The organism is Formosa algae, assembly GCF_001439665.1.
Classification (GTDB): Bacteria; Bacteroidota; Bacteroidia; order Flavobacteriales; family Flavobacteriaceae; genus Formosa; species Formosa algae.
In genome coordinates this window covers 1-19,080 of the sequence record NZ_LMAK01000009.1, presented here as the reverse complement: position 1 = coordinate 19,080, position 19,080 = coordinate 1, and the positions used below count along the sequence as shown (strand labels likewise).

Here is a 19,080-nt window from a genome sequence, read left to right as displayed (position 1 = left end):
TAATTCCACAACTAAATCTAATCTTAGTTATAAACTTTCGTACTATTCTAAAATTAAAGTATATTTAAACAGCCATTTCACGTTTAAACAATGAATGTTGTAACCTACTTTAATCTTTAAAAGAATATATAATGAGTAAAGAGATTTCTAAAGTACAGGCACCTAAAGGATTAATAACTCCAGAACAAGCTAAAAACCTAGATCAAGCGTTCGACTCTAGGCATAAATTAATTAGTAGTTCTATTTTAAAAAGAGCAGATAACCGTTCTACATGGTATGCTTTGGAAGAGATTGAAACATTTTTAGCTTATGCTAAACAACAAGCAAGTGATTTAGGATATACATTAGATGGCATCCGAATTTATGAAGGCGCTTACCCAGAAATTAACGGAGAAGCTGGTTATACTACCATGTTTATTATGCCTACAGGTAGATCTGTAAAGCGTTCAACAAAACGTTTAATATCGACTTCGGAAGAAAGTGAAGATATACCCGATGGTGAAGGTCTTAATATGGGGAATACAGGTAATCCTCCAGAGGCAAACTACCCACAATAGATTAGAATATGCAAGAGTTTTTAAGAAACTACTATTGGATTTTAAGCTTAATGGTAGAAGCTGTTGCAGCTATAACAGCATTAGTTTGTTATAAAAAATACAAAAATACTACGGCAAAATATTTCATTTATTTTTTACTATATATATTTATTTGCGAAACGATTTCGCTTTATCCTTATTTGATTAAAAATGGTGTTTTAGGTTTTTTAGATGATACAGTTCTTAGAAGAAATTTTTGGTGGAGTACCTTATTTTGGTGTGTTGGAAGCCCTTTGTTTTATATGTTTTTTTATTTGAAATTAATAAGATCGACTAAAATAAAAAGCTTTATAAAAATTTTAGCTGTAGTGTTTATCGTATTTTCTCTATTGACAATTGCCTTAAATTTAGATGAATTCTTTTCTAGTTTTACAAACTCAATCTTAATTTTTGGAGAATTTATTATTTTATTCTTAGCGAGTGTGTATTTTTATGAAATGTTGCAGTCAGAAGATATTATAAATTTTTATAAATGCTCTTTATTTTTCATTAGTGCCACTGTATTTATGTGGCTGTTAATTACTACGCCTTTAATATTTTATGACATATATTTTACCCTTTCAGATTGGAATTTTATTATTTTAAAATGGCAAATATTTTTGTTAGCCAATATATTCATGTATTTAACTTTTAGTTTTTCTTTATTATGGTGCAACCCGGAGAACCGTTAGTAAGCACAGCTGCCGAAAGGTATTTATTAATTTACATGATAGGTGTTCTCTTTATAGTGTGTACACTCATTATTGTGTTCTTTATTGTATTTCAAAAACGTAAAAACAAACTGTTATTAGACAAAATTGAGCAGCGCCAAGCCTTTGAAGAAGAACTAGCGAAAACACAAATTGAAATTCAAGAACAGACATTAAAAAATATTGGTCAGGATTTACACGATAACGTAGGGCAGTTATTATCTGTAGCTAATATGCAACTTAGTATGTTAGCGCGTCAGGTTAGTTCAGATTTACAAGATACTTTTACCGAAAGTAAAGATTTGGTTAAAGAAAGTCTACAAGAATTGCGATCACTTTCTAAATCTTTAAATAGTGATGTTATTGTATACAGAGGTTTACAAGAATCTGTAAATTCAGAAATTGAACGTTTTAATAAATTGGGATTAATTAATGCTAAATTAAACATAACTGGAGACGAAAATTTATTTCAGAAAGGGAAAGACAGCATCATCTTGTTTAGAATATTACAAGAATTTTTCTCGAACACCATTAAATATTCGGAAGCTTCACTTCTAGAAGTGCATATTAATTATACTCCAGATTTTGTGATTATCACTGCTGAAGATGATGGTGTTGGATTTGATGACGCTCAAATAGAACGTGGTTCGGGCTTAATAAATATGAAAAGTAGAGCAGAACTAATTGATGCAAATTTTAAAATAACATCTCAACTCAAAGAAGGTGTAAAGCTAGAAATTAAATATTACTACCGTACAAACTCCAATTAAGTACGATCAGAACTTCAACATATCTTTTAAGTATCGCATATATTAGACGATAAAGATTAATATTTCCAATATTTAAATGTTTTTTATTTAATAAAACATAAGTTGTCTTATTTTTTATTTTTGTAATCATTTTAAAATCATATATTTATGAGGTAATGATGACTTAATATGTCTAGTGAACTCTTTTTTGTCAGCTATTTCTAACTTATGTATATCGTTATTTCTATTCCAACCCAGATGTATTAAATCTATACCTACCGTTAAGTACTTTCTTATTTATAAGAAGGAAGATTAATAAAACCTGTTATTACTCTAATAATAGAGTAATAACTATGTGCAGAAGCTTGCTAACACTTAACAACTAATAATTAACCACAATGAAAAAATTAGCGTATGTATTATTCGGGATACTAATGGGGGTTCTGGGCTCGCATTTAATGCAGTTAAACGAAATGAACTCGGAAAAAGAGGAACTAAAAAACAAAATGACGCCAGAACAAGGTGTTACTAAAGGAGAAGAAATACCAGAAAAACCTAAAGGATTAATTTCTGAGTCTCGTGGCATAGAACTATCAGATAATTACACGCCTCGATACGAGCTAATTAGTAAGTCTATTCAAATGGAAGACAACCGTTCGGTTTGGTTCTCTCTAGATACTTTAGAGAAGTATATTAAATATGCCAAGTATGAAACAGATCAAATCTTAAAAGGAAAAGATCAAATGAATGGTATTCGTCTGTATTTAGGAGCTTACTCTAAAACAGAGACCTTAAAAAGTAAGGCCAATTATACAACGGTGTTTTTAGTTCCTACCTATAATACTACAAAGTCTAAGGCAAGTGTGTTGCCTTCTACTGTTGTTTTAGAATCGTCTGATGTTCCAGGAGGCTCACCTTTAAATGAAGGCGATTTAGGTGAACCGCCAGGAAGTAAATATCCTAATTAATACACACAATTATAATTTATGATAGATTTTTTACTTGCGCATCGTCCAAATATTACAAAAGGTGTAGAGTTATTGGCTCTTGCAATGGGGCTTATATCTTTTAAAAAGTTTAAAAACACACCCATACAATATTTTATCTTATTTCTGCTATACTCTGTTTTGGTTGAATTAGGTGGTTCGACCTTAAAAAATTTACATCCAGGAGGTGCTTTAGAAGAATATCAATACCTACTAAAGTATCGCTTTTTTTATTCTAACTATTGGTGGTATGGTTTATTCTGGACTATTGGTAGTGTGCTGTTTTGGTCGTTTTTCTTCCAAAAAATCATCAGTAATAAAACATATCGGAATATTTTAAATATTAGTACGTATGCCTTTATTATTTGTGTTAGTATTTATACCTTAATTTATATAGATGAATTTTTCTACACCGTATCTACGTTTAATAAACTGTTTGGTTCTGTAATTATTCTCTTGGCAATTGTGCTCTATTTTATCGATGTATTGCAGAGCGATGTCATATTAACATTTTACAAATCTATATACTTCTATATTAGTATGAGCTTATTCTTTTGGTGGATTGTTACCATGCCACTTTATTTCTATCAAAAGTTTGTGTTAATAGAGAATTTAGAATATATCAAGTTATTAAGACTAACCCGGCTATTTTCAAATATTCTCATGTACGGGGCTTATGCTTGTGCATTGGTATTTTGTAAACCAGAAAAACCATTACGCACATGATACTAATTTTGCTAAGCGATCCGCAGATTGAAACCAATGTTATGGTTATCGATGCTCAACAGAATTTTTTTTTATACATGATTGGTGTTTTAGTCGTATTAGTAAGCTTACTTATTTTGTTTTTTTTAGTGTTTCAAAAACGGAAAAATAAATTATTAGTTGAAAAATTAAAACAGCAGCAAATTTTTGAAGAAGAAATAGCGAAAACACAAATAGAAATTCAAGAACAAACACTAATGAATATTGGTCAGGATTTACACGATAATGTTGGCCAATTATTATCTGTAGCCAATATGCAACTTAGTATGTTAGCACATCAAGTACGTCCAGATTTACAGGATTCTTTTGCCGAAAGCAAAAATTTGGTAAAGGAAAGTTTACAAGAATTACGATCGCTGTCCAAATCTTTAAATAGTGATGTAATTGTATACAGAGGATTGCAAGAATCTGTTAATTCTGAAATAGAACGTTTTAATAAACTAGGATTAATTAATGCCAGTTTAAAAGTAACAGGAAATGAAGCATTATTACAGAAAGGGAAGGACAGTATCATTTTGTTTAGAATTTTACAAGAGTTTTTCTCAAACACTATTAAATATTCTCAGGCCTCGCTGTTAGACGTTCAAATTAATTATACTCCCGATTTTGTAATTATAACAGCAGAAGATGATGGCATTGGATTTGACGAAGCTGAAATTGAACGCGGTTCTGGGTTAATAAACATGAAGAGTAGAGCAGCCCTTATAGATGCCGATTTTAAAATGACTTCACAACTTAAAGAAGGAGTTAAGCTTGAAATTAAATACCGTTACCGTTTTAATTAAATTATAGACACGCTTCCCAAAGAGGATCTTTAGGTAACGGAGCAGTGATAAGAATATCTGCTTTGGTTACCGGATGCAAAAACTGAATATGTCTGGCATGTAAATGTATACTCGCATCTTTATTGCTGCGATCTGCACCATATTTTAAATCGCCTTTTATAATACAACCTATATTGGAAAGCTGACATCTAATTTGATGATGCCGTCCAGTCTCTAAAGCAATTTCTAGTAAGACGTAGCGCTCTAATTTCTTGATAAGCGTATAATGTAATATTGCTTTTTTGCTATCTTTTATTTCTTTATTGTAGGCTGTAGACTTGTTGTTTTTCGGGTTTTTCTTAAGCCAATTTATTAAAGTGTCTTGCTGTTTTGGAGGCGTATTATTTACAACGGCCCAATAGGTTTTAGTGACATCTTTTTTTACAAACATGGCATTTAAACGCGTTAATGCTTTACTTGTCTTTGCAAAAATAACCAGACCTGTAGTGGGACGATCTAAACGATGTACTACACCTAAATATACATTGCCAGGCTTGTTGTAGGTATCCTTAATATATTCCTTTACAATATCGCTTAAGGGTTTGTCTCCAGTTCTATCACCTTGAACAATATCACCAGCACGTTTATTAACGACAATAATATGGTTGTCTTCAAATAAAATCTGAAGATTGTTTTTATTAGATAGTATTTTTTCGGCCACTAATTTAAGATGGTGTTAAGTATTGTGTTATGAGTTTAAATTCAATTGGTTTACATGAAATCGTAATTAAATTAATACTGCTCGTCTTCGTTAGGGAAATCTACAGCCTTAACATCTGTAACGTATTGAGATAATGCTTTAGTCATATCTTCGTATAAATTTAAATAACGACGTAAAAAACGCGGGTGAAATTCCTTTGTCATTCCAATCATATCATGAAGAACTAAAACTTGTCCGTCTACACCATTTCCTGCTCCAATACCAATAACTGGAATACTAACACTTTCGGCAACTTCTTTAGCAAGTTTTGCTGGAATTTTTTCAAGCACAATAGCGAAACAACCTGCTTTTTCTAACATTAATGCATCTTGTTTTAATTTTTTAGCTTCTTCTTCTTCTTTAGCACGCACTGTAAAAGTTCCGAATTTATAGATAGATTGTGGTGTTAAACCTAAATGGCCCATTACAGGAATTCCCGCATTTAAAATGCGCTTAATAGATTCTTTAATTTCTTTACCACCTTCTACTTTTATAGAATGCGCTCCACTTTCTTTCATAATTCGTATGGCAGAACGTAACGCTTCTTTAGGGTCACTCTGGTAACTACCAAAAGGAAGATCGACCACAATTAAGGCACGACTTACACCACGAACCACAGACGATGCATGATAAATCATTTGGTCTAATGTAATAGGTAAAGTGGTTTGGTAACCCGCCATAACGTTACTGGCAGAATCGCCAACAAGAATAACATCTATGCCTGCACCGTCAACAATTGTAGCCATAGTATAATCGTAAGCTGTAAGCATGGAAATTTTCTCTCCATGGGCTTTCATATCACTTAATGTTTTTACTGTGACCTTTTTATAATCTTTTTGTGCTGCAGACATCTTATATAATTTTAGGATGTAAAAATACTGAGTTTTTAAAAACTAATGAAGAATATTCCTATTAATTCCTTAAAATCGGTGTAAAAAAATAGGGGTAATTAAAGAATAATTAAATTTAAATTTAGAATTGAAAATAGATAAATGGCTGAAAATCGCTAGAAAAAGCTTGATAACAAATAATTCCTATACCCGCAGCTAATATAACTTTCAGAGCTACAGGGCTTTTACTGTATAGATCTTCAATAGTTTGTTTTAAGTGTTGTGGTAACCAATGGCTAATATAACCAACCAACATAACCCAAAAAACGGCTTGATAATGTATTAATAAATCCAGAGCATTGGCCCAATCCATGTTATGTGCAACTTGTTTGTACCAACGAGAAATATGGCCCATGCTTTCTCCTCTAAAATAGATACGAGTAAAGGTGATAAATATAAAGGTGATTAAAATTTTCCATGCCTTGGCATACCATTGGTTATTGAGCTCGTAAGGACTTATTTTTCGCCAGTATTTGTATACCACAATACCTAATCCGTTTAATCCGCCCCAAATAACAAATTTCCAAGATGCACCATGCCATAATCCGCCAATTAACATAGTGAGCATTAAATTTATATTTGTATTAATGTGGTTTCTAAGTTTGTAATTGTAGAGTGATATAATGAATAAAGTAAGTGAAATAAGGAGAATACTATATACAATAATCATATTTCTAAAGGCAATCATTACGCCAAGAAAAATGATGCTTAATATAATATAAGATGCATAACTACCCGTTCTATTACCTCCTAACGGAATGTATAAATAATCGCGTAACCATGTGGATAGAGAAATGTGCCAGCGTTTCCAAAAATCGCCAGCATTTATGGCTTTATAAGGCGAATTAAAATTGACAGGTAACTGAAATCCCATAAGTAATGCAAGTCCGATAGCAATATCTGTATAACCAGAAAAATCGCCATAAATTTGAAGCGAATATCCAATCATGGCCATAATGTTTGCAAAACCAGAAAACATTTCTGGCGTATCGAATACACGATCTAAAAAATGCATGGCAATAAAATCTGCAAACAGCATTTTTTTAATCAGTCCTTTTAATATTAAAAATGTTCCAGTATTAAAATGTTGTTTGCTTAATACGGTTGGTTTCGCTATCTGAGGCACAAAACTTTCTGCTCTTACAATGGGACCAGCAACTAATTGCGGAAAAAAGCTAACGTAAAACCCAAAGTCTAAAATAGATGCTAAAGGTTTTAATTTTTTTCTATAAATATCTACACTATAACTTATGGTCTGAAAGGTGTAAAATGAAATCCCCACAGGAAGAATAATTTTATCTATGGTAAAGTAGTTCTGATCACTAAAACTATTTCCCCAATGTGCTAAAATATTAAAGACTTCGTATCGGGTATTAAATAGGGTATTGAAAGCTTCAGTAAAAAAGTAAGCGTATTTAAAATAGCAGAGTACAAATAGATTAATACAGACACTTAAAGAAACTAATATTAGGCGTTTATTTTTGCTCTCACTTTTGTAAATGGTTCGTCCGATAATAAAATCGACTAGCGTACTAAAAATTAAAATCCCTATAAAGAGTCCACTTGTTTTATAGTAGAAGAATAATGAGATTAGAAATAAATACGCATTTCTTAACGGCACTTTTTTATACACTAAAGCGAATATAAAATAAGCCACAGCAAAGAATATCCAAAAATTTACTTGGGTAAAAATTAAAGGAAAATCTTCAGAAAAGGTAAATATGTCGTATAACCTATTCATTTAAATGTTTAAAATGATTTAATAAAAGTGTTTTGTCTTTCCCTGTAGATTCTGCCCAAGCGTCCACCATGGCTTTTAAAAATAAATCGGCTTTTATACTGTATCCCAATTGAGTGAAATGAATACGATCCCGTGGCATGAGTTTGGCGTTATACCAATCGTTAGACGATCCTAGTCCGCCCATAACACTATATAAATCCCAAACGGCCATTCTGTATTTTTTTGTCAGTTCTATTATAATACGTTGTTGGACAGCTGTATTCGGATTTGCATAAGATTTCTTATAATAATCGTCGTTAGGTACAGTTAATAAAATAGCACATTGCGGATTGGCACGCTGAATCATTTGTATAAAACTTTCGTAATAGGCTCTAAACTCTTCAGCTTTAAAATCGGCTTTAGGCATATAAGCATCGTTAGTTCCTATAGAAATAATAAACATATCGGGTTTATAAAGTTGCAATTGCTTTTCAAAATAAGCAGCACGTTCGTACCACGCATAACTTGCGCCATTAACCCCTATACTGGTATATTCAATCCCCGGATCATCATTCATAAATTCCATACCCATCAGTAAAAACTCTGGAGATACACAATTCGGATCTTTAATTTTAAGATTTAAAGCAACAGAATCTATCGTTTTATTTAAGCGGAATTCTGTATACATACCATCATAATTAGTAGTGTCTGATTTAATTAGTGTCGCATCAGCAATAGTTAAATCGTAGTCTTCCATCCAGGTATTGTAAAATACGCGCAACGTGTTAAATGTATACGGTTTTTTGGTGTAGTTTTTATAATTAGCTTTAACGTAAATTTGATCTTCAGTGCCTCTAAAAGCAGCACTAACTCCTGCTAAACCCCAAGCTACGCTATCTTTTCTTACAGAACATCTGTACCCTTGCCATTGGTCGTTATCAGCTTCAATTCTATAGTTAGTAGGATTGTTGGTATGTGCCAAATGAAAAGGAAAAACAAAACCGCGTTGTCCTAAAGACACTTCGTTCATGTTCTGTAAATAAGTTCTTATTTTATTAGAATAAATATCGGCTTGAATGTGAGATCCACCAATATGAAACACGTGTAACTTCTTCTTTTTGCCTGCATAAATACTATCAAAATCGCTAAATAATTTTTTAAAATAGGGTGATTCTGAAGCGTATTGAAAGGTGTTCGCTTTAAAATTTATAAGGTGTCCATATTTAAGTGTTATACTATCTAAAATATAATCTTGTGCAAAAATGGGCGTCGATATTAAAATAGAAAGTAGTAAAAGTTTAAATTTCATTATTTATTTGTTAAGTCCATATATAACGAGAGGAAGAATAGTTCTGAAATTATTCGTGTTCCCGAAAGTGAAAAATGTGTATAATCGCTTGCTGCTAATTTCTGATCGACCCAATACTGCATAGAATTTTCTCCACCCATGGCATTAAATGTGTTCCAATAGGCAATGTCATTCTCTTTGCACATAAGCTGTAATCTGTCTATTAAATAGGGTAGTAGCGGATAGGTTTTTAGTTGTCCGTTTTCTGTGGTTGTCATATCTGCAGGGCCAATATAAAGCACGCTTGCATTGTCTGTTTTTCGCCTTAACCAGTTAATGTGGTTTTTTAAATAACCTACATAGTTTTCAACCTCTAAAGAATCTTTAACGTAAGGCACAGAATTTCCTCCATATTGAAATATAATAACCTTCGGATCTAAAGCCGTATACATTTGGGAGAAATTTTTACTGTTTAATCCTGCAAAAATTGTCCCTGCAGAACCTCGCATAGCCACATTGTCTAATTGAATACCTTCGTCTCCATCTAGTGTTAATCCGTAAAAATCGGGACTCATTTTACCTTCTATTTCAAAAATAAGTTCGTCTGGTGTTACGGTTAGAGGTATTTTAAAATCGTGATAATTACCATCTGTAATTAAGTCACCTGCTTTTATAAGCGTACCATCTGCAAAAACTTTTACAGCCGTTGGAAGTTGGGCATTACCATAATGAAAGCCAATGTTGGTGTATTTGCGCATTCGTAAATACGTCATTTTTGAAGGCTTAACCGTAATTTTAGCTTTTACAAGTTGCAATGTATCTGTGTTAATGCTATCTGCAACTATATCTAGATAAGGTGTAAAACGGGAAAACGTAGTATATGCACCATACATTTTATGATCAAACTTTTTTGTAGTACGATCAAAAACCGCATGACGCGTCCAATTTTCTGAAGCTATTACCACCGCACTAATATTATCGTAAACTTGTGCGATAGGCGTAAAGCCTGGTCCGTTTCCGCTATAAAGATTTTGTAATTTATTTCTGATGTAACCAGACATACGGTCGCCTTCAATTTGAGAATCGCCATAATGAATAATCCGGCATTGATCTGCTGTAAGCTGAGATTTTAACTGTGTTAGAAAGGCTTCTTTATTTTTCGGGTATTGTATACGCTCAATCTTAGAGGTGTCAATTTTAGAAAGATTTGGAATTTTTGGAACAGCTTTTTTTTGTTCTACAATATCTTGTACATTCTCATCTTCTTCATCAATAATCACTTCAATATTTTGTACAATACTATCTACCGCTTTTACCTTTATTTTTGAAGTTTCCGACTTCTCTGTTCCTAAAAAAGATGCTGTTGTAGGGTATTTTATGGTCCTTCCTAAAAGAGTAATTCCTTCTTCTGTTTTTCCGTTTGGTAGGGTGTTAGAAGTGCTAAAGTATGTGGCCCCAAACATAATTAATAAGGTGATGCAGATGCTTAAGCAAATTTTTAAGGGGCTATAATTCATATATACTTTAAGCAGTGAGTGTTGTTGCTAAATATTATAAATATATAGTCTCTATATAATATATACAACACTAAAGCTTAGTTTAACAGTCAGATAAATTTACCCCTACAGCTAAACCGCCTTCCGAAGTTTCTTTGTATTTGGAATTCATGTCTTTAGCGGTTTCCCACATGGTAGAAATCACTTTGTCTAAAGGTACTTTAACATTGTTTGGATCTGTTTCTAAGGCTAATTCGGCTGCATTGATCGCTTTAATCGCACCCATAGAATTACGTTCAATACATGGAATTTGTACCAAACCACCAATAGGATCGCAGGTTAATCCCAAGTGATGTTCCATGGCTATTTCGGCAGCCATTAAAACCTGCTCGGGAGTTCCGCCTAAAAGTTCTGTTAATGCACCTGCAGCCATAGCTGAAGAGACTCCAATTTCGGCTTGACATCCTCCCATAGCCGCAGAGATTGTTGCACCTTTTTTAAACAAACTTCCTATTTCACCAGCAACGAGTAAGAACTTTTTAATATGTTCGAAATTGGCATCGTGATTTTCAATAACCAAATAATACATTAATACCGAAGGAATCACGCCTGCACTTCCGTTAGTAGGTGCTGTAACTACACGTCCAAGAGCCGCATTCACTTCGTTTACAGCTAAAGCAAAACAACTTACCCATTTTAAGATTTGTCTAAACTTAACTTCTGTGCCTCTAATAGTTTCTAACCAGGCTTCAGGAGAATTATAAGGCATATCTCCAATTAGTTTTTTGTGCATATCAAAAGCACGTCTGCGAACATTAAGTCCGCCAGGTAAATTACCTTCTGTATGGCAGCCTATGTACATGCATTCTAACATGGTAGCCCAAATACGCTTTAATTCGGAATCTATAACATCTGGTTCACGAAGCGACTTTTCATTTTCTAGGACCACACCGGAAATAGGTAACTCTAATTGGTGACAAACTTCTAGTAGTTTTACACCATTATCAATAGGATATGGAAGCGTGCAATAAAAAATAATTTTATTGGCTTTTGCATTCTTGCGTTCTTCTTTTACCACAAAACCTCCACCAATAGAATAAAAGGTAGATTTATATTTACGTCCGTTTATGCTGGCAGAAAACGCTAAGCCGTTAGAATGAAAAGGAAGGAACTTTTTATTGAAAACAATAGCCGTTTCTGGGTTAAAATCTATCGTCTTTTCATTGTTAAATTGAAGTTTCTTTTCAGTTTTAATAGCGGTAATAATAGAATCTATAGAATCTGTAGGAATGTATTCTGGATCTGCACCACTTAGTCCTAACATAATCGCTAAATCTGTAGCATGACCTTTTCCTGTTAAAGACAAAGACCCATAAAGATCGATTGTTATGCTTTCCACCTTATTAAATTTATTGTCTGCTTTTAATTCTTTAATCCAACGTTCGGCAGCACGCCATGGTCCTAAAGTATGAGAACTAGACGGGCCAACGCCAATCTTTAACATATCAAAAACTGAAATAATTTCCATTTACGAAATAGGTTAGAATAGGGTCAAATATACAAGAACTTTTTTTTGATTTTGACCTAATTCAATGTTGAAAAATGATAAATATTTTTAAAAGAAAAAAGCTTGAACACACAGAAGAATTAACTTCTGTTTATTCAAGCCTTTATAAGATTGTGATTATTTGTTCTCTTCGAGTTCCATAATTAAATTTGCAATTAAAGCTGTCCAACCGGTTTGGTGAGATGCTCCAAGGCCTTTACCATTATCGCCATCAAAAAACTCATAAAATAAATGTTGCTCCTTAAATTCATCATTTGTAGAAAACACATGATTCGGATCGTCTGAATGATACTGATATTTTCCGTCTTCATTGACTTCAAAAAGTTTAATTAAACGTTTTGAAAGTTCGTTTGCAATCTCATTTAAATTTATTTTATTGCCTGATCCTGTAGGGAATTCGTATAAATATTTGTTACCGTAAAAAGTATAATATTTACGTAAAGATTGGATAATCATATAATTTAAAGGCATCCAAATTGGGCCTCTCCAATTCGAATTTCCTCCAAACATATTAGATCTACTTTCGCCTGGTTCGTATTGAATCTGGTGGTGACCGTGATATTCAAAAACAAAGGGATGCTTTTCGTGATATTTAGAAAGTGAACGGATACCGTATTCAGATAAAAATTCGTCTTCGTCTAATAAGCGTTTAAGTAAGTGCTCCAATCTGAAACCACGCATGATAGAAAATAGGTAATTTCCATCAGCATTGGCTTCTTCAATTCTAGATATTAATGATGCTAAATCTGGACGAGTTCGTACAATTTCTGCGACTTTACTTTTAAATCCTTTTAACGAATCGAAAAGTTCTTTATTAATTATCTCAACAGCAAAAAGCGGAATAATTCCAACAAGCGATCTTACTTTTAAACGGTCTGTTAACCCAGACGACATTTCTACAACATCGTAATAAAAATTATCTTCATTGTCCCACAGCGAAATATTGTTTTTACCAATATGGTGCATGGCCCAAGCAATATTTAAGAAGTGTCTAAAGAATTTAGCTGCAAAGTCTTCGTAATTTTTGTTTGTCTTAGATAACTCTAAAGACATGCGAAGTAAATTTAGCGTAAACATGGCCATCCAACTAGTTGCATCGGCCTGTTGCATTCTTGTAATACCTTCTGGCATGTGGTTTCTATCGAATACTCCAATATTATCTAATCCTAGGAATCCGCCTTCAAAAAGGTCGGTACCGTTAGAATCTTTTTGGTTTACCCACCACGTAAAATTCACTAAGAGTTTTTGGAAAGATTTTTCTAAAAACACAAGATCTCCAGTGCCATTTCGTTCTTTGTCTTTTTCATAAACATTCCAAACAGCCCATGAGTGTACTGGCGGATTTACATCACTAAAATTCCATTCGTATGCAGGAATTTGTCCGTTGGGATGCATGTAATTTTCTTGTAATAATAAGACAAGTTGTTCTTTAGCAAAGTAAGGATCTATTTCGGCAAAGGATGCCATATGAAACGCCAAATCCCAAGCAGCATACCAAGGGTATTCCCATTTATCTGGCATGGAAATAACATGCCTGTTAGTTAAATGTTGCCAGTTATAATTTCTGCCATCAGCACGATGCGGTGGGGTTTCTTTAGGGCCTCCAAATAACCATTTAAAGACATCGTAATAGTAAAATTGTTTAGTCCATAATAAGCCAGAGAATGCTTTTTTTGCAATGTTTTGATGAGCTTCAGGAATATCTTTTTTGATGATATCGCTGTAAAACTCTTCACAATCTGCAATACGAGCATCAAATATGGCATTAAAATTAGACCATGGATCTTGAACAGGTTTTTTACTAAGACGTATTCTTACACTCTTTTCTTCGCCTGCTTTTAATTTAAACTTATGCCAGACTGCCATTTTAGATCCTTTTTTATCAGGATTAATAGTAGGTTTATCATCTACAACGTAATCGTTTATACCATCTTTAACATAGTCTACAATATTAGGTACATCGTAAATACGTTCATTATTGGTTTCGTTTTCACAGAACAGTTGTTCTCCTTTTTCGTGATATAAAAAATAGCGTCCGTTTCTACCACTTTTAGTTTCTACACATTCTTCCGAGATTGCATCTATACTTGGGCGGGTAAAACGTTTGTTGTGTTTCCAGAAGTTTCTATACCATAGATGAGGTAATACATGAATATCTGCTGCTTTTTTTCCTCTGTTTACAATGGTTACTTTCATTAAAACATCGTCTACATCGGCTTTTGCATATTCTATAAAACAGTCAAAATACGCATTGTCTTTAAAACTTTCTGTATCTAGTAATTCGTATTCAGGTTCATTTCTGTTCCGTTTTGTATTTACTAAATCGTCATAAGGATATTCGTTATGCGGATATTTATAGAGGTATTTGCAATAGGAGTGCGTTGGAGTTGAGACTTGATGGAAATAGAGTTCTTTAACATCTTCACCATGATTTCCTTGGTTATTTGTAAGTCCAAATAAGCGTTCTTTTAAAATAGGATCTTTCCCATTCCAAAAGGCAGGAGCTAGACAAAGTATTTCTCTAGAATCGCAAAAACCGGCAATGCCTTCTTCTCCCCATCTGTAGGCATTACTTCGTGCTTTTTCATGATTTACAAAATCCCATGCATGTCCATGAACACTATAATCTTCTCGTACGGTTCCCCATTGTCTTTCTGCAAGATATGGTCCCCATTTTTTCCAATTTTTATAAGTGTCAGAAATTGCTAATCTTTCTGCTTCCTGAGTTTTTTTACTCATATATACTTTAATGTTTTGGAATTAATACTTTATAGACCAGATCACTTTAATTTTATGTAATTGTAGTGATTGGTAATAAGTAAAAATAAGATTTATTTAAATACGCGTTAAGGCTGTACTTAAGTATTGTTTATTTAATATTCTAAGTGTTATTTTTTTTCATTTTCTCAAAAAGCGATATTATAAATAATAAAACTACTAGTATTAATGAAAAATAATAACAAAGTTAAATTTGTACCACTGAATTTAAACGCATTCTAAGTCTCTATATGTACTTTTAAGACGAAAAAAAACTTAAAAAATAACGTTTAAGTCTTTAAAATGATTCTCCGATTCTGAAGTATATTCCCCAATCTCCTTTACCTACAGCTGCGTCTAAACCGATATTAAATTTAACCGCTTCAAAAGCTCTGTATCGATAACCAACACCAATACCTGGATAGGCTTTCCAATCGAAACGTTCTGTATCTGAACCATAAATTGTTGCTACACCAGCAAAACCTACTACACCCATTTTTTCGCCAAAATTATAACGATATTCTCCTTGAAGAGCCATTTTCCCATCTCCACGATATTTACCTTCAGAATACCCACGAATATCTTTGCTCCCTATAGTTACTTGTTGTTGAAAAGCAATATCGCCTAGACCAAACTGACCAGAAAATCTTGCAGCAATAACATCTTTACCATTTTTCATCGGGAAATAGGTGTTGTATTCAGAGAGCACTTTTTCTGCTTTAACATCGTTTCCAAACCAAGTAGGATAAGACAAATAGCGCAATAGAGCTTTAACTCCTTTTGTAGGGTAATATACACTATTTCTAGTGTCGTATAAACTGTTTATCTCTATAGCATTTGTTTGTGTAACATCTTCAGGCTGAATTTCGTCTTCGTAAATGGTATCGTAATGCGCATAGGTATAAGTTAATCCTCCATATAAATGATCAATAATTTTTCTTTGCACACCAACACTAACTACAGTAATATCTGTACCGTAATCATAAAATCCAGGAAGTTCATTATCTGTCATATAAAACTGAGAATTTTTGTCGCCAGTCATAAGAAAGAATTTACCACGCCATGTATCTTCTTTAAGATACCATTTATTGAAAAAGGAGATAAAATAAGACCCATTTGTGGTGTACACACCAGCCATTCCTGATAAGGATTTAGGTGAAATTGTGTCCTTCTGATTAACCTTGTACATTAACATTGGAATTGCACCAAACATGAATTCTAAATTTCTGTTATAGCTTAAAAACGGCATAACCGTTAGATCAAATTTCTTCTGTTTTACACTGTCAACGTCTTTAGTCTTATCGTTTTGTAGTTGTTGCGAATAGCCATTAATGCAGTGACTTAGCGCAATGAAAACAATGAATAAAAATTTTTTCATGAAAAGGTATTGTCAATTTATTTGTCAATATACTATGATTTTAACGAATTGAATACTTTTTATTCTTATAAATTAAAAGGGTGTATTGGTATGGTTTATGTTTCCTAAATTATTGTCCGATTAAGGTATTTAAATCTAGAATAGCGATATTAAAATTTAAACGGGAAGAGAAAGCATCTTGTTTGGCTTTATCTAAAACATATTTAGTTTCTAGAAGTTCTTTTTGTGTGAGTAATCCCGTTTCAAAACCGTCTTTTTTTATGCGGTATTCTTCTTCTCGGAATGCGTAAGCTTCCTCTGCAACGTCCATAAGTTTTTGTGCTTGAATGGCGTTACGATAGGCTTTTTCAATCTTGGCATGTATGGTAGATGATGTATGTTCTGCGTAGGCTTCTGCTTGATGTTGTTTAGACAAACTTTGACCTAACTGAGCTCTATGCTTTACAAATCCTAAAACATCCCAAGTTAAATTTACACCTAGGTATGAGTTTGTGCTAGGAAGTTCTGAGATTACATCTTGATATGTGAAACCACCTATAAGTCCTAAATCTGGTAAATACGCATTTTTAGAAGCTTTAACACTGTAGTTTGCTGCTTCGATTTGTTTTTTTGCACCCAATAATTCGTTATTGTTATTGGCCTGATTTAAATAATATGTTTTAGAGTTTAAAGTATAGGTTTTTATGGGTTGCTCTGCTAGTTTAAGAGTAACGCTATCGGGAAGCATAAGTGTAGTTTTTAAATCTATAATATAATTCTCTAAGGCATTTTCTTCTAAAAGGTATTCGTGTTTTTTATCTGCGAGATCTGCTTTTAGTCCAATGACATTTACTTCTTGTGTTTCTTCAGCTAATAAAGCGCTTTCTGCATCGTAAAGTTTAGCCTTAACCCAATCTATATTAATTTGTGCGGTTTCAAGTTTTTTCTCTTGTATTTTTACCGCATAATAGAGCTTTTCAATACTGTTTTTAATTTCAGATTCTGCAGCTTTTAGTTTAAAATCTTCCACTTCTGCTTGAGCTTCAATCGCTTTTACGCCATTATTAACACGTAATAATTGAGTTAAAGGTTGATAAGCGAGTACACCTGCAATAAACATGTTTTGTTTTCCTTCGTAAACCGTTAAGTTTTCTCCAGGAATGTAGTAATCTCCAATAGTACCTAAAGCACCTTGAGGAATGACTATGTTTTCGCTATTAAAGTTATGGGCATAATTTCCTGTAAGATATAGCATGGGTAAGCTATTGGCTCCAACTTCATTTTTTTTGAATTGTAACTCGTTGACTTTTTCTTGCTGAATTTCGAGTAATTTATTTTGAGACAATGCCATTGTTTTAGCATCTTCTAAAGATAAAATTTCCGCTGTTTGTGCACTCACAACAAATGAAGAGCCTAACACTATAAATAGGAAACAAATGTAAAATGTTGAATTCTTAATCATAATATTAAGATGCTGTATTTAGATGAGACAAATCTTTAGGTTTTATAAACCATATATAAAGAACAGGAATACAAAGTAGTGCCAAAAACATAGACCAAATTACGCCAACAGCTAATACACTTGCTAGCGGGCTCCACATAGGCGATCCTGACAATATCATAGGTAATACACCAATTGCAGCAGCCATTGCAGTTAAGAAAATTGGCCGCAGTCGGCGTTTACCAGCTTCTATAGCAGCTTCCCGAATATTTTCTCCTTTTTTAATTAATTCGTTAGTATAATCTATTAAAATAATAGCATTTCTAACCACAACTCCAGAGAGACTAATAAGGCCTACAAATGCTGTAAAACCGAAATCGTTTCCTGTAATAACTAATCCTAAGAAGGCCCCAAATAGGCTAAGCGGAATGGTAAGCATGACTAATAATGTTTCTTTTATGTTTTTAAACTGAAACAATAGAATAAGGAATATGAGCACGATACTTATACTTAGAGCTAGAATCATTTGATTAAATGTTTCTTTCTTGTTCTCGTATTCACCGCCGTATTTAATGCTATAACCTTTTGGTAATTTTAAATTTTCAATATCTTTTTTAGAGGCTTTTAAAATGGTGTTAGGTAAATAGTTGTTCTGTACGTCGCTTAAAACAGACATTGTTCTAATACCGTTTCTGCGTATAATCCGGCCAGTATGCCATTCTGGTGTTAATGTTGCGATTTGTCTTAGAGGAACAGAAGCTCCTGTAACTGGAGAAGGCAAATATGTATTGGCTAGATTATCGAAATTTTTACGGTTATCTTCACTTAGTCTAAACACTAAACTCACTGGTGTGCTCCCTTCATAAATGGTACTAATAGGAGCGCCAGAAAAACCAACATATAAGGTTTTAGCAATACTTTCTGTAGTAAAGCCTAATCTGCTTGCTTCAGGTTTTAATTTAATATCGATACCGTAATAGTTCTCATGAAAATTATTTCGCACGTTTAAACTTCCGCTAGTCTGTTTTAATATATCGGCAACCTGAGACCCTATTTTTTCAATCGTATTAATATCATCACCAGAAACTCTAATTTCTACAGGAGCTAAATACGGTGTTCCTTGTTGCATGAGTTGAACAAGCGTTTTTCCGTTAGGGATTAAATGTTTGGTTCTTTCCGTTAAATCATCTGCCAAAGATTCTGCCGTATTCTCATCTGTAGTATTAATTAAAATCTGAGCAAAATTAGTGGCAGG

Annotated in this window: 16 protein-coding genes; 6 read left to right on the top strand and 10 right to left on the bottom strand. The window is 33.1% G+C overall.

All coding sequences use genetic code 11. From position 1 onward, the window contains the following. Positions 1 to 131 precede the first annotated feature (131 nt). The 6 genes from AST99_RS03185 (at position 132) to AST99_RS03160 (ending at position 4,570) form a co-directional block, all read left to right on the top strand. A complete protein-coding gene (locus AST99_RS03185) occupies positions 132 to 557 on the top strand; it encodes a hypothetical protein (protein WP_057779075.1) in 426 nt (141 codons plus the stop codon). An 8-nt stretch (positions 558 to 565) separates the two neighbouring features. Continuing rightward, positions 566 to 1,267: a hypothetical protein gene (locus tag AST99_RS03180; protein WP_057779073.1), complete on the top strand. Its 702-nt coding sequence runs from the start codon at positions 566 to 568 to the stop codon at positions 1,265 to 1,267. Beyond that, a complete protein-coding gene (locus AST99_RS03175; RefSeq protein WP_057779070.1) occupies positions 1,243 to 2,055 on the top strand; it encodes a sensor histidine kinase in 813 nt (270 codons plus the stop codon). The genes AST99_RS03180 and AST99_RS03175 overlap by 25 nt, the downstream gene beginning before the upstream one ends. A gap of 377 nt (positions 2,056 to 2,432) precedes the next feature. Further along, entirely contained in the window at positions 2,433 to 3,002 is a 570-nt protein-coding gene (locus tag AST99_RS03170; protein ID WP_057779068.1) for a hypothetical protein, read from the top strand. A gap of 18 nt (positions 3,003 to 3,020) precedes the next feature. Further along, a complete protein-coding gene (locus AST99_RS03165) occupies positions 3,021 to 3,746 on the top strand; it encodes a hypothetical protein (protein ID WP_057779065.1) in 726 nt (241 codons plus the stop codon). Continuing rightward, positions 3,743 to 4,570 (top strand): sensor histidine kinase, encoded by an 828-nt coding sequence (locus AST99_RS03160; protein WP_232301570.1) that lies wholly within the window; start codon positions 3,743 to 3,745, stop codon positions 4,568 to 4,570. The genes AST99_RS03165 and AST99_RS03160 overlap by 4 nt, the downstream gene beginning before the upstream one ends. Before the next feature lies 1 nt (position 4,571). On the opposite strand, the gene AST99_RS03155 is transcribed toward AST99_RS03160, so the two are convergent. The 10 genes from AST99_RS03155 to AST99_RS03110 form a co-directional block, all read right to left on the bottom strand. Beyond that, positions 4,572 to 5,270: an RluA family pseudouridine synthase gene (locus AST99_RS03155; RefSeq protein ID WP_232301569.1), complete on the bottom strand. Its 699-nt coding sequence runs from the start codon at positions 5,268 to 5,270 to the stop codon at positions 4,572 to 4,574. A gap of 71 nt (positions 5,271 to 5,341) precedes the next feature. Further along, positions 5,342 to 6,160, bottom strand: a complete 819-nt coding sequence (gene panB, locus AST99_RS03150; RefSeq protein WP_057779063.1) for a 3-methyl-2-oxobutanoate hydroxymethyltransferase — start codon at positions 6,158 to 6,160, stop codon at positions 5,342 to 5,344. Between the two features lie 121 nt (positions 6,161 to 6,281). Beyond that, a complete protein-coding gene (locus AST99_RS03145; protein ID WP_057779061.1) occupies positions 6,282 to 7,940 on the bottom strand; it encodes an MBOAT family O-acyltransferase in 1,659 nt (552 codons plus the stop codon). Continuing rightward, positions 7,933 to 9,228 carry a GDSL-type esterase/lipase family protein gene (locus tag AST99_RS03140; protein WP_057779059.1) on the bottom strand — a complete coding sequence of 432 codons (1,296 nt, stop codon included), beginning with the start codon at positions 9,226 to 9,228 and terminating at the stop codon, positions 7,933 to 7,935. Before AST99_RS03140 ends, AST99_RS03145 begins: the two co-directional genes overlap by 8 nt. After that, complete coding sequence (locus tag AST99_RS03135; protein WP_057779056.1) at positions 9,228 to 10,670, bottom strand: SGNH/GDSL hydrolase family protein; 1,443 nt, start codon at positions 10,668 to 10,670, stop codon at positions 9,228 to 9,230. The genes AST99_RS03140 and AST99_RS03135 overlap by 1 nt, the downstream gene beginning before the upstream one ends. A 136-nt stretch (positions 10,671 to 10,806) precedes the next feature. Beyond that, positions 10,807 to 12,231, bottom strand: coding sequence for an L-serine ammonia-lyase (locus AST99_RS03130; RefSeq protein ID WP_057779054.1), 1,425 nt, complete (start codon positions 12,229 to 12,231; stop codon positions 10,807 to 10,809). A 156-nt stretch (positions 12,232 to 12,387) separates the two neighbouring features. After that, positions 12,388 to 15,009, bottom strand: coding sequence for an MGH1-like glycoside hydrolase domain-containing protein (locus AST99_RS03125; protein WP_057779053.1), 2,622 nt, complete (start codon positions 15,007 to 15,009; stop codon positions 12,388 to 12,390). A gap of 316 nt (positions 15,010 to 15,325) precedes the next feature. Further along, positions 15,326 to 16,405: a BamA/TamA family outer membrane protein gene (locus AST99_RS03120; protein WP_057779051.1), complete on the bottom strand. Its 1,080-nt coding sequence runs from the start codon at positions 16,403 to 16,405 to the stop codon at positions 15,326 to 15,328. A 109-nt stretch (positions 16,406 to 16,514) separates the two neighbouring features. After that, entirely contained in the window at positions 16,515 to 17,846 is a 1,332-nt protein-coding gene (locus tag AST99_RS03115; RefSeq protein ID WP_083495577.1) for a TolC family protein, read from the bottom strand. A 4-nt stretch (positions 17,847 to 17,850) separates the two neighbouring features. Further along, positions 17,851 to 19,080 (bottom strand): efflux RND transporter permease subunit (locus AST99_RS03110; protein WP_157486289.1); only part of this gene is annotated, 1,230 nt, incomplete at its 5' end.

What these genes read in the sequence shown, in the direction of transcription:
- AST99_RS03170 (WP_057779068.1), top strand. Translation starts at nt 2,433, where the DNA reads ATGAAAAAATTAGCGTATGTATTATTCGGGATACTAATGGGGGTTCTG.
- AST99_RS03140 (WP_057779059.1), bottom strand. Translation starts at nt 9,228, where the DNA reads ATGAAATTTAAACTTTTACTACTTTCTATTTTAATATCGACGCCCATT.
- AST99_RS03185 (WP_057779075.1), top strand. Translation starts at nt 132, where the DNA reads ATGAGTAAAGAGATTTCTAAAGTACAGGCACCTAAAGGATTAATAACT.
- AST99_RS03160 (WP_232301570.1), top strand. Translation starts at nt 3,743, where the DNA reads ATGATACTAATTTTGCTAAGCGATCCGCAGATTGAAACCAATGTTATG.
- AST99_RS03125 (WP_057779053.1), bottom strand. Translation starts at nt 15,009, where the DNA reads ATGAGTAAAAAAACTCAGGAAGCAGAAAGATTAGCAATTTCTGACACT.
- AST99_RS03175 (WP_057779070.1), top strand. Translation starts at nt 1,243, where the DNA reads ATGGTGCAACCCGGAGAACCGTTAGTAAGCACAGCTGCCGAAAGGTAT.
- AST99_RS03145 (WP_057779061.1), bottom strand. Translation starts at nt 7,940, where the DNA reads ATGAATAGGTTATACGACATATTTACCTTTTCTGAAGATTTTCCTTTA.
- AST99_RS03130 (WP_057779054.1), bottom strand. Translation starts at nt 12,231, where the DNA reads ATGGAAATTATTTCAGTTTTTGATATGTTAAAGATTGGCGTTGGCCCG.
- AST99_RS03120 (WP_057779051.1), bottom strand. Translation starts at nt 16,405, where the DNA reads ATGAAAAAATTTTTATTCATTGTTTTCATTGCGCTAAGTCACTGCATT.
- AST99_RS03165 (WP_057779065.1), top strand. Translation starts at nt 3,021, where the DNA reads ATGATAGATTTTTTACTTGCGCATCGTCCAAATATTACAAAAGGTGTA.
- AST99_RS03180 (WP_057779073.1), top strand. Translation starts at nt 566, where the DNA reads ATGCAAGAGTTTTTAAGAAACTACTATTGGATTTTAAGCTTAATGGTA.
- AST99_RS03115 (WP_083495577.1), bottom strand. Translation starts at nt 17,846, where the DNA reads ATGATTAAGAATTCAACATTTTACATTTGTTTCCTATTTATAGTGTTA.
- panB (WP_057779063.1), bottom strand. Translation starts at nt 6,160, where the DNA reads ATGTCTGCAGCACAAAAAGATTATAAAAAGGTCACAGTAAAAACATTA.
- AST99_RS03135 (WP_057779056.1), bottom strand. Translation starts at nt 10,670, where the DNA reads ATGTTTGGGGCCACATACTTTAGCACTTCTAACACCCTACCAAACGGA.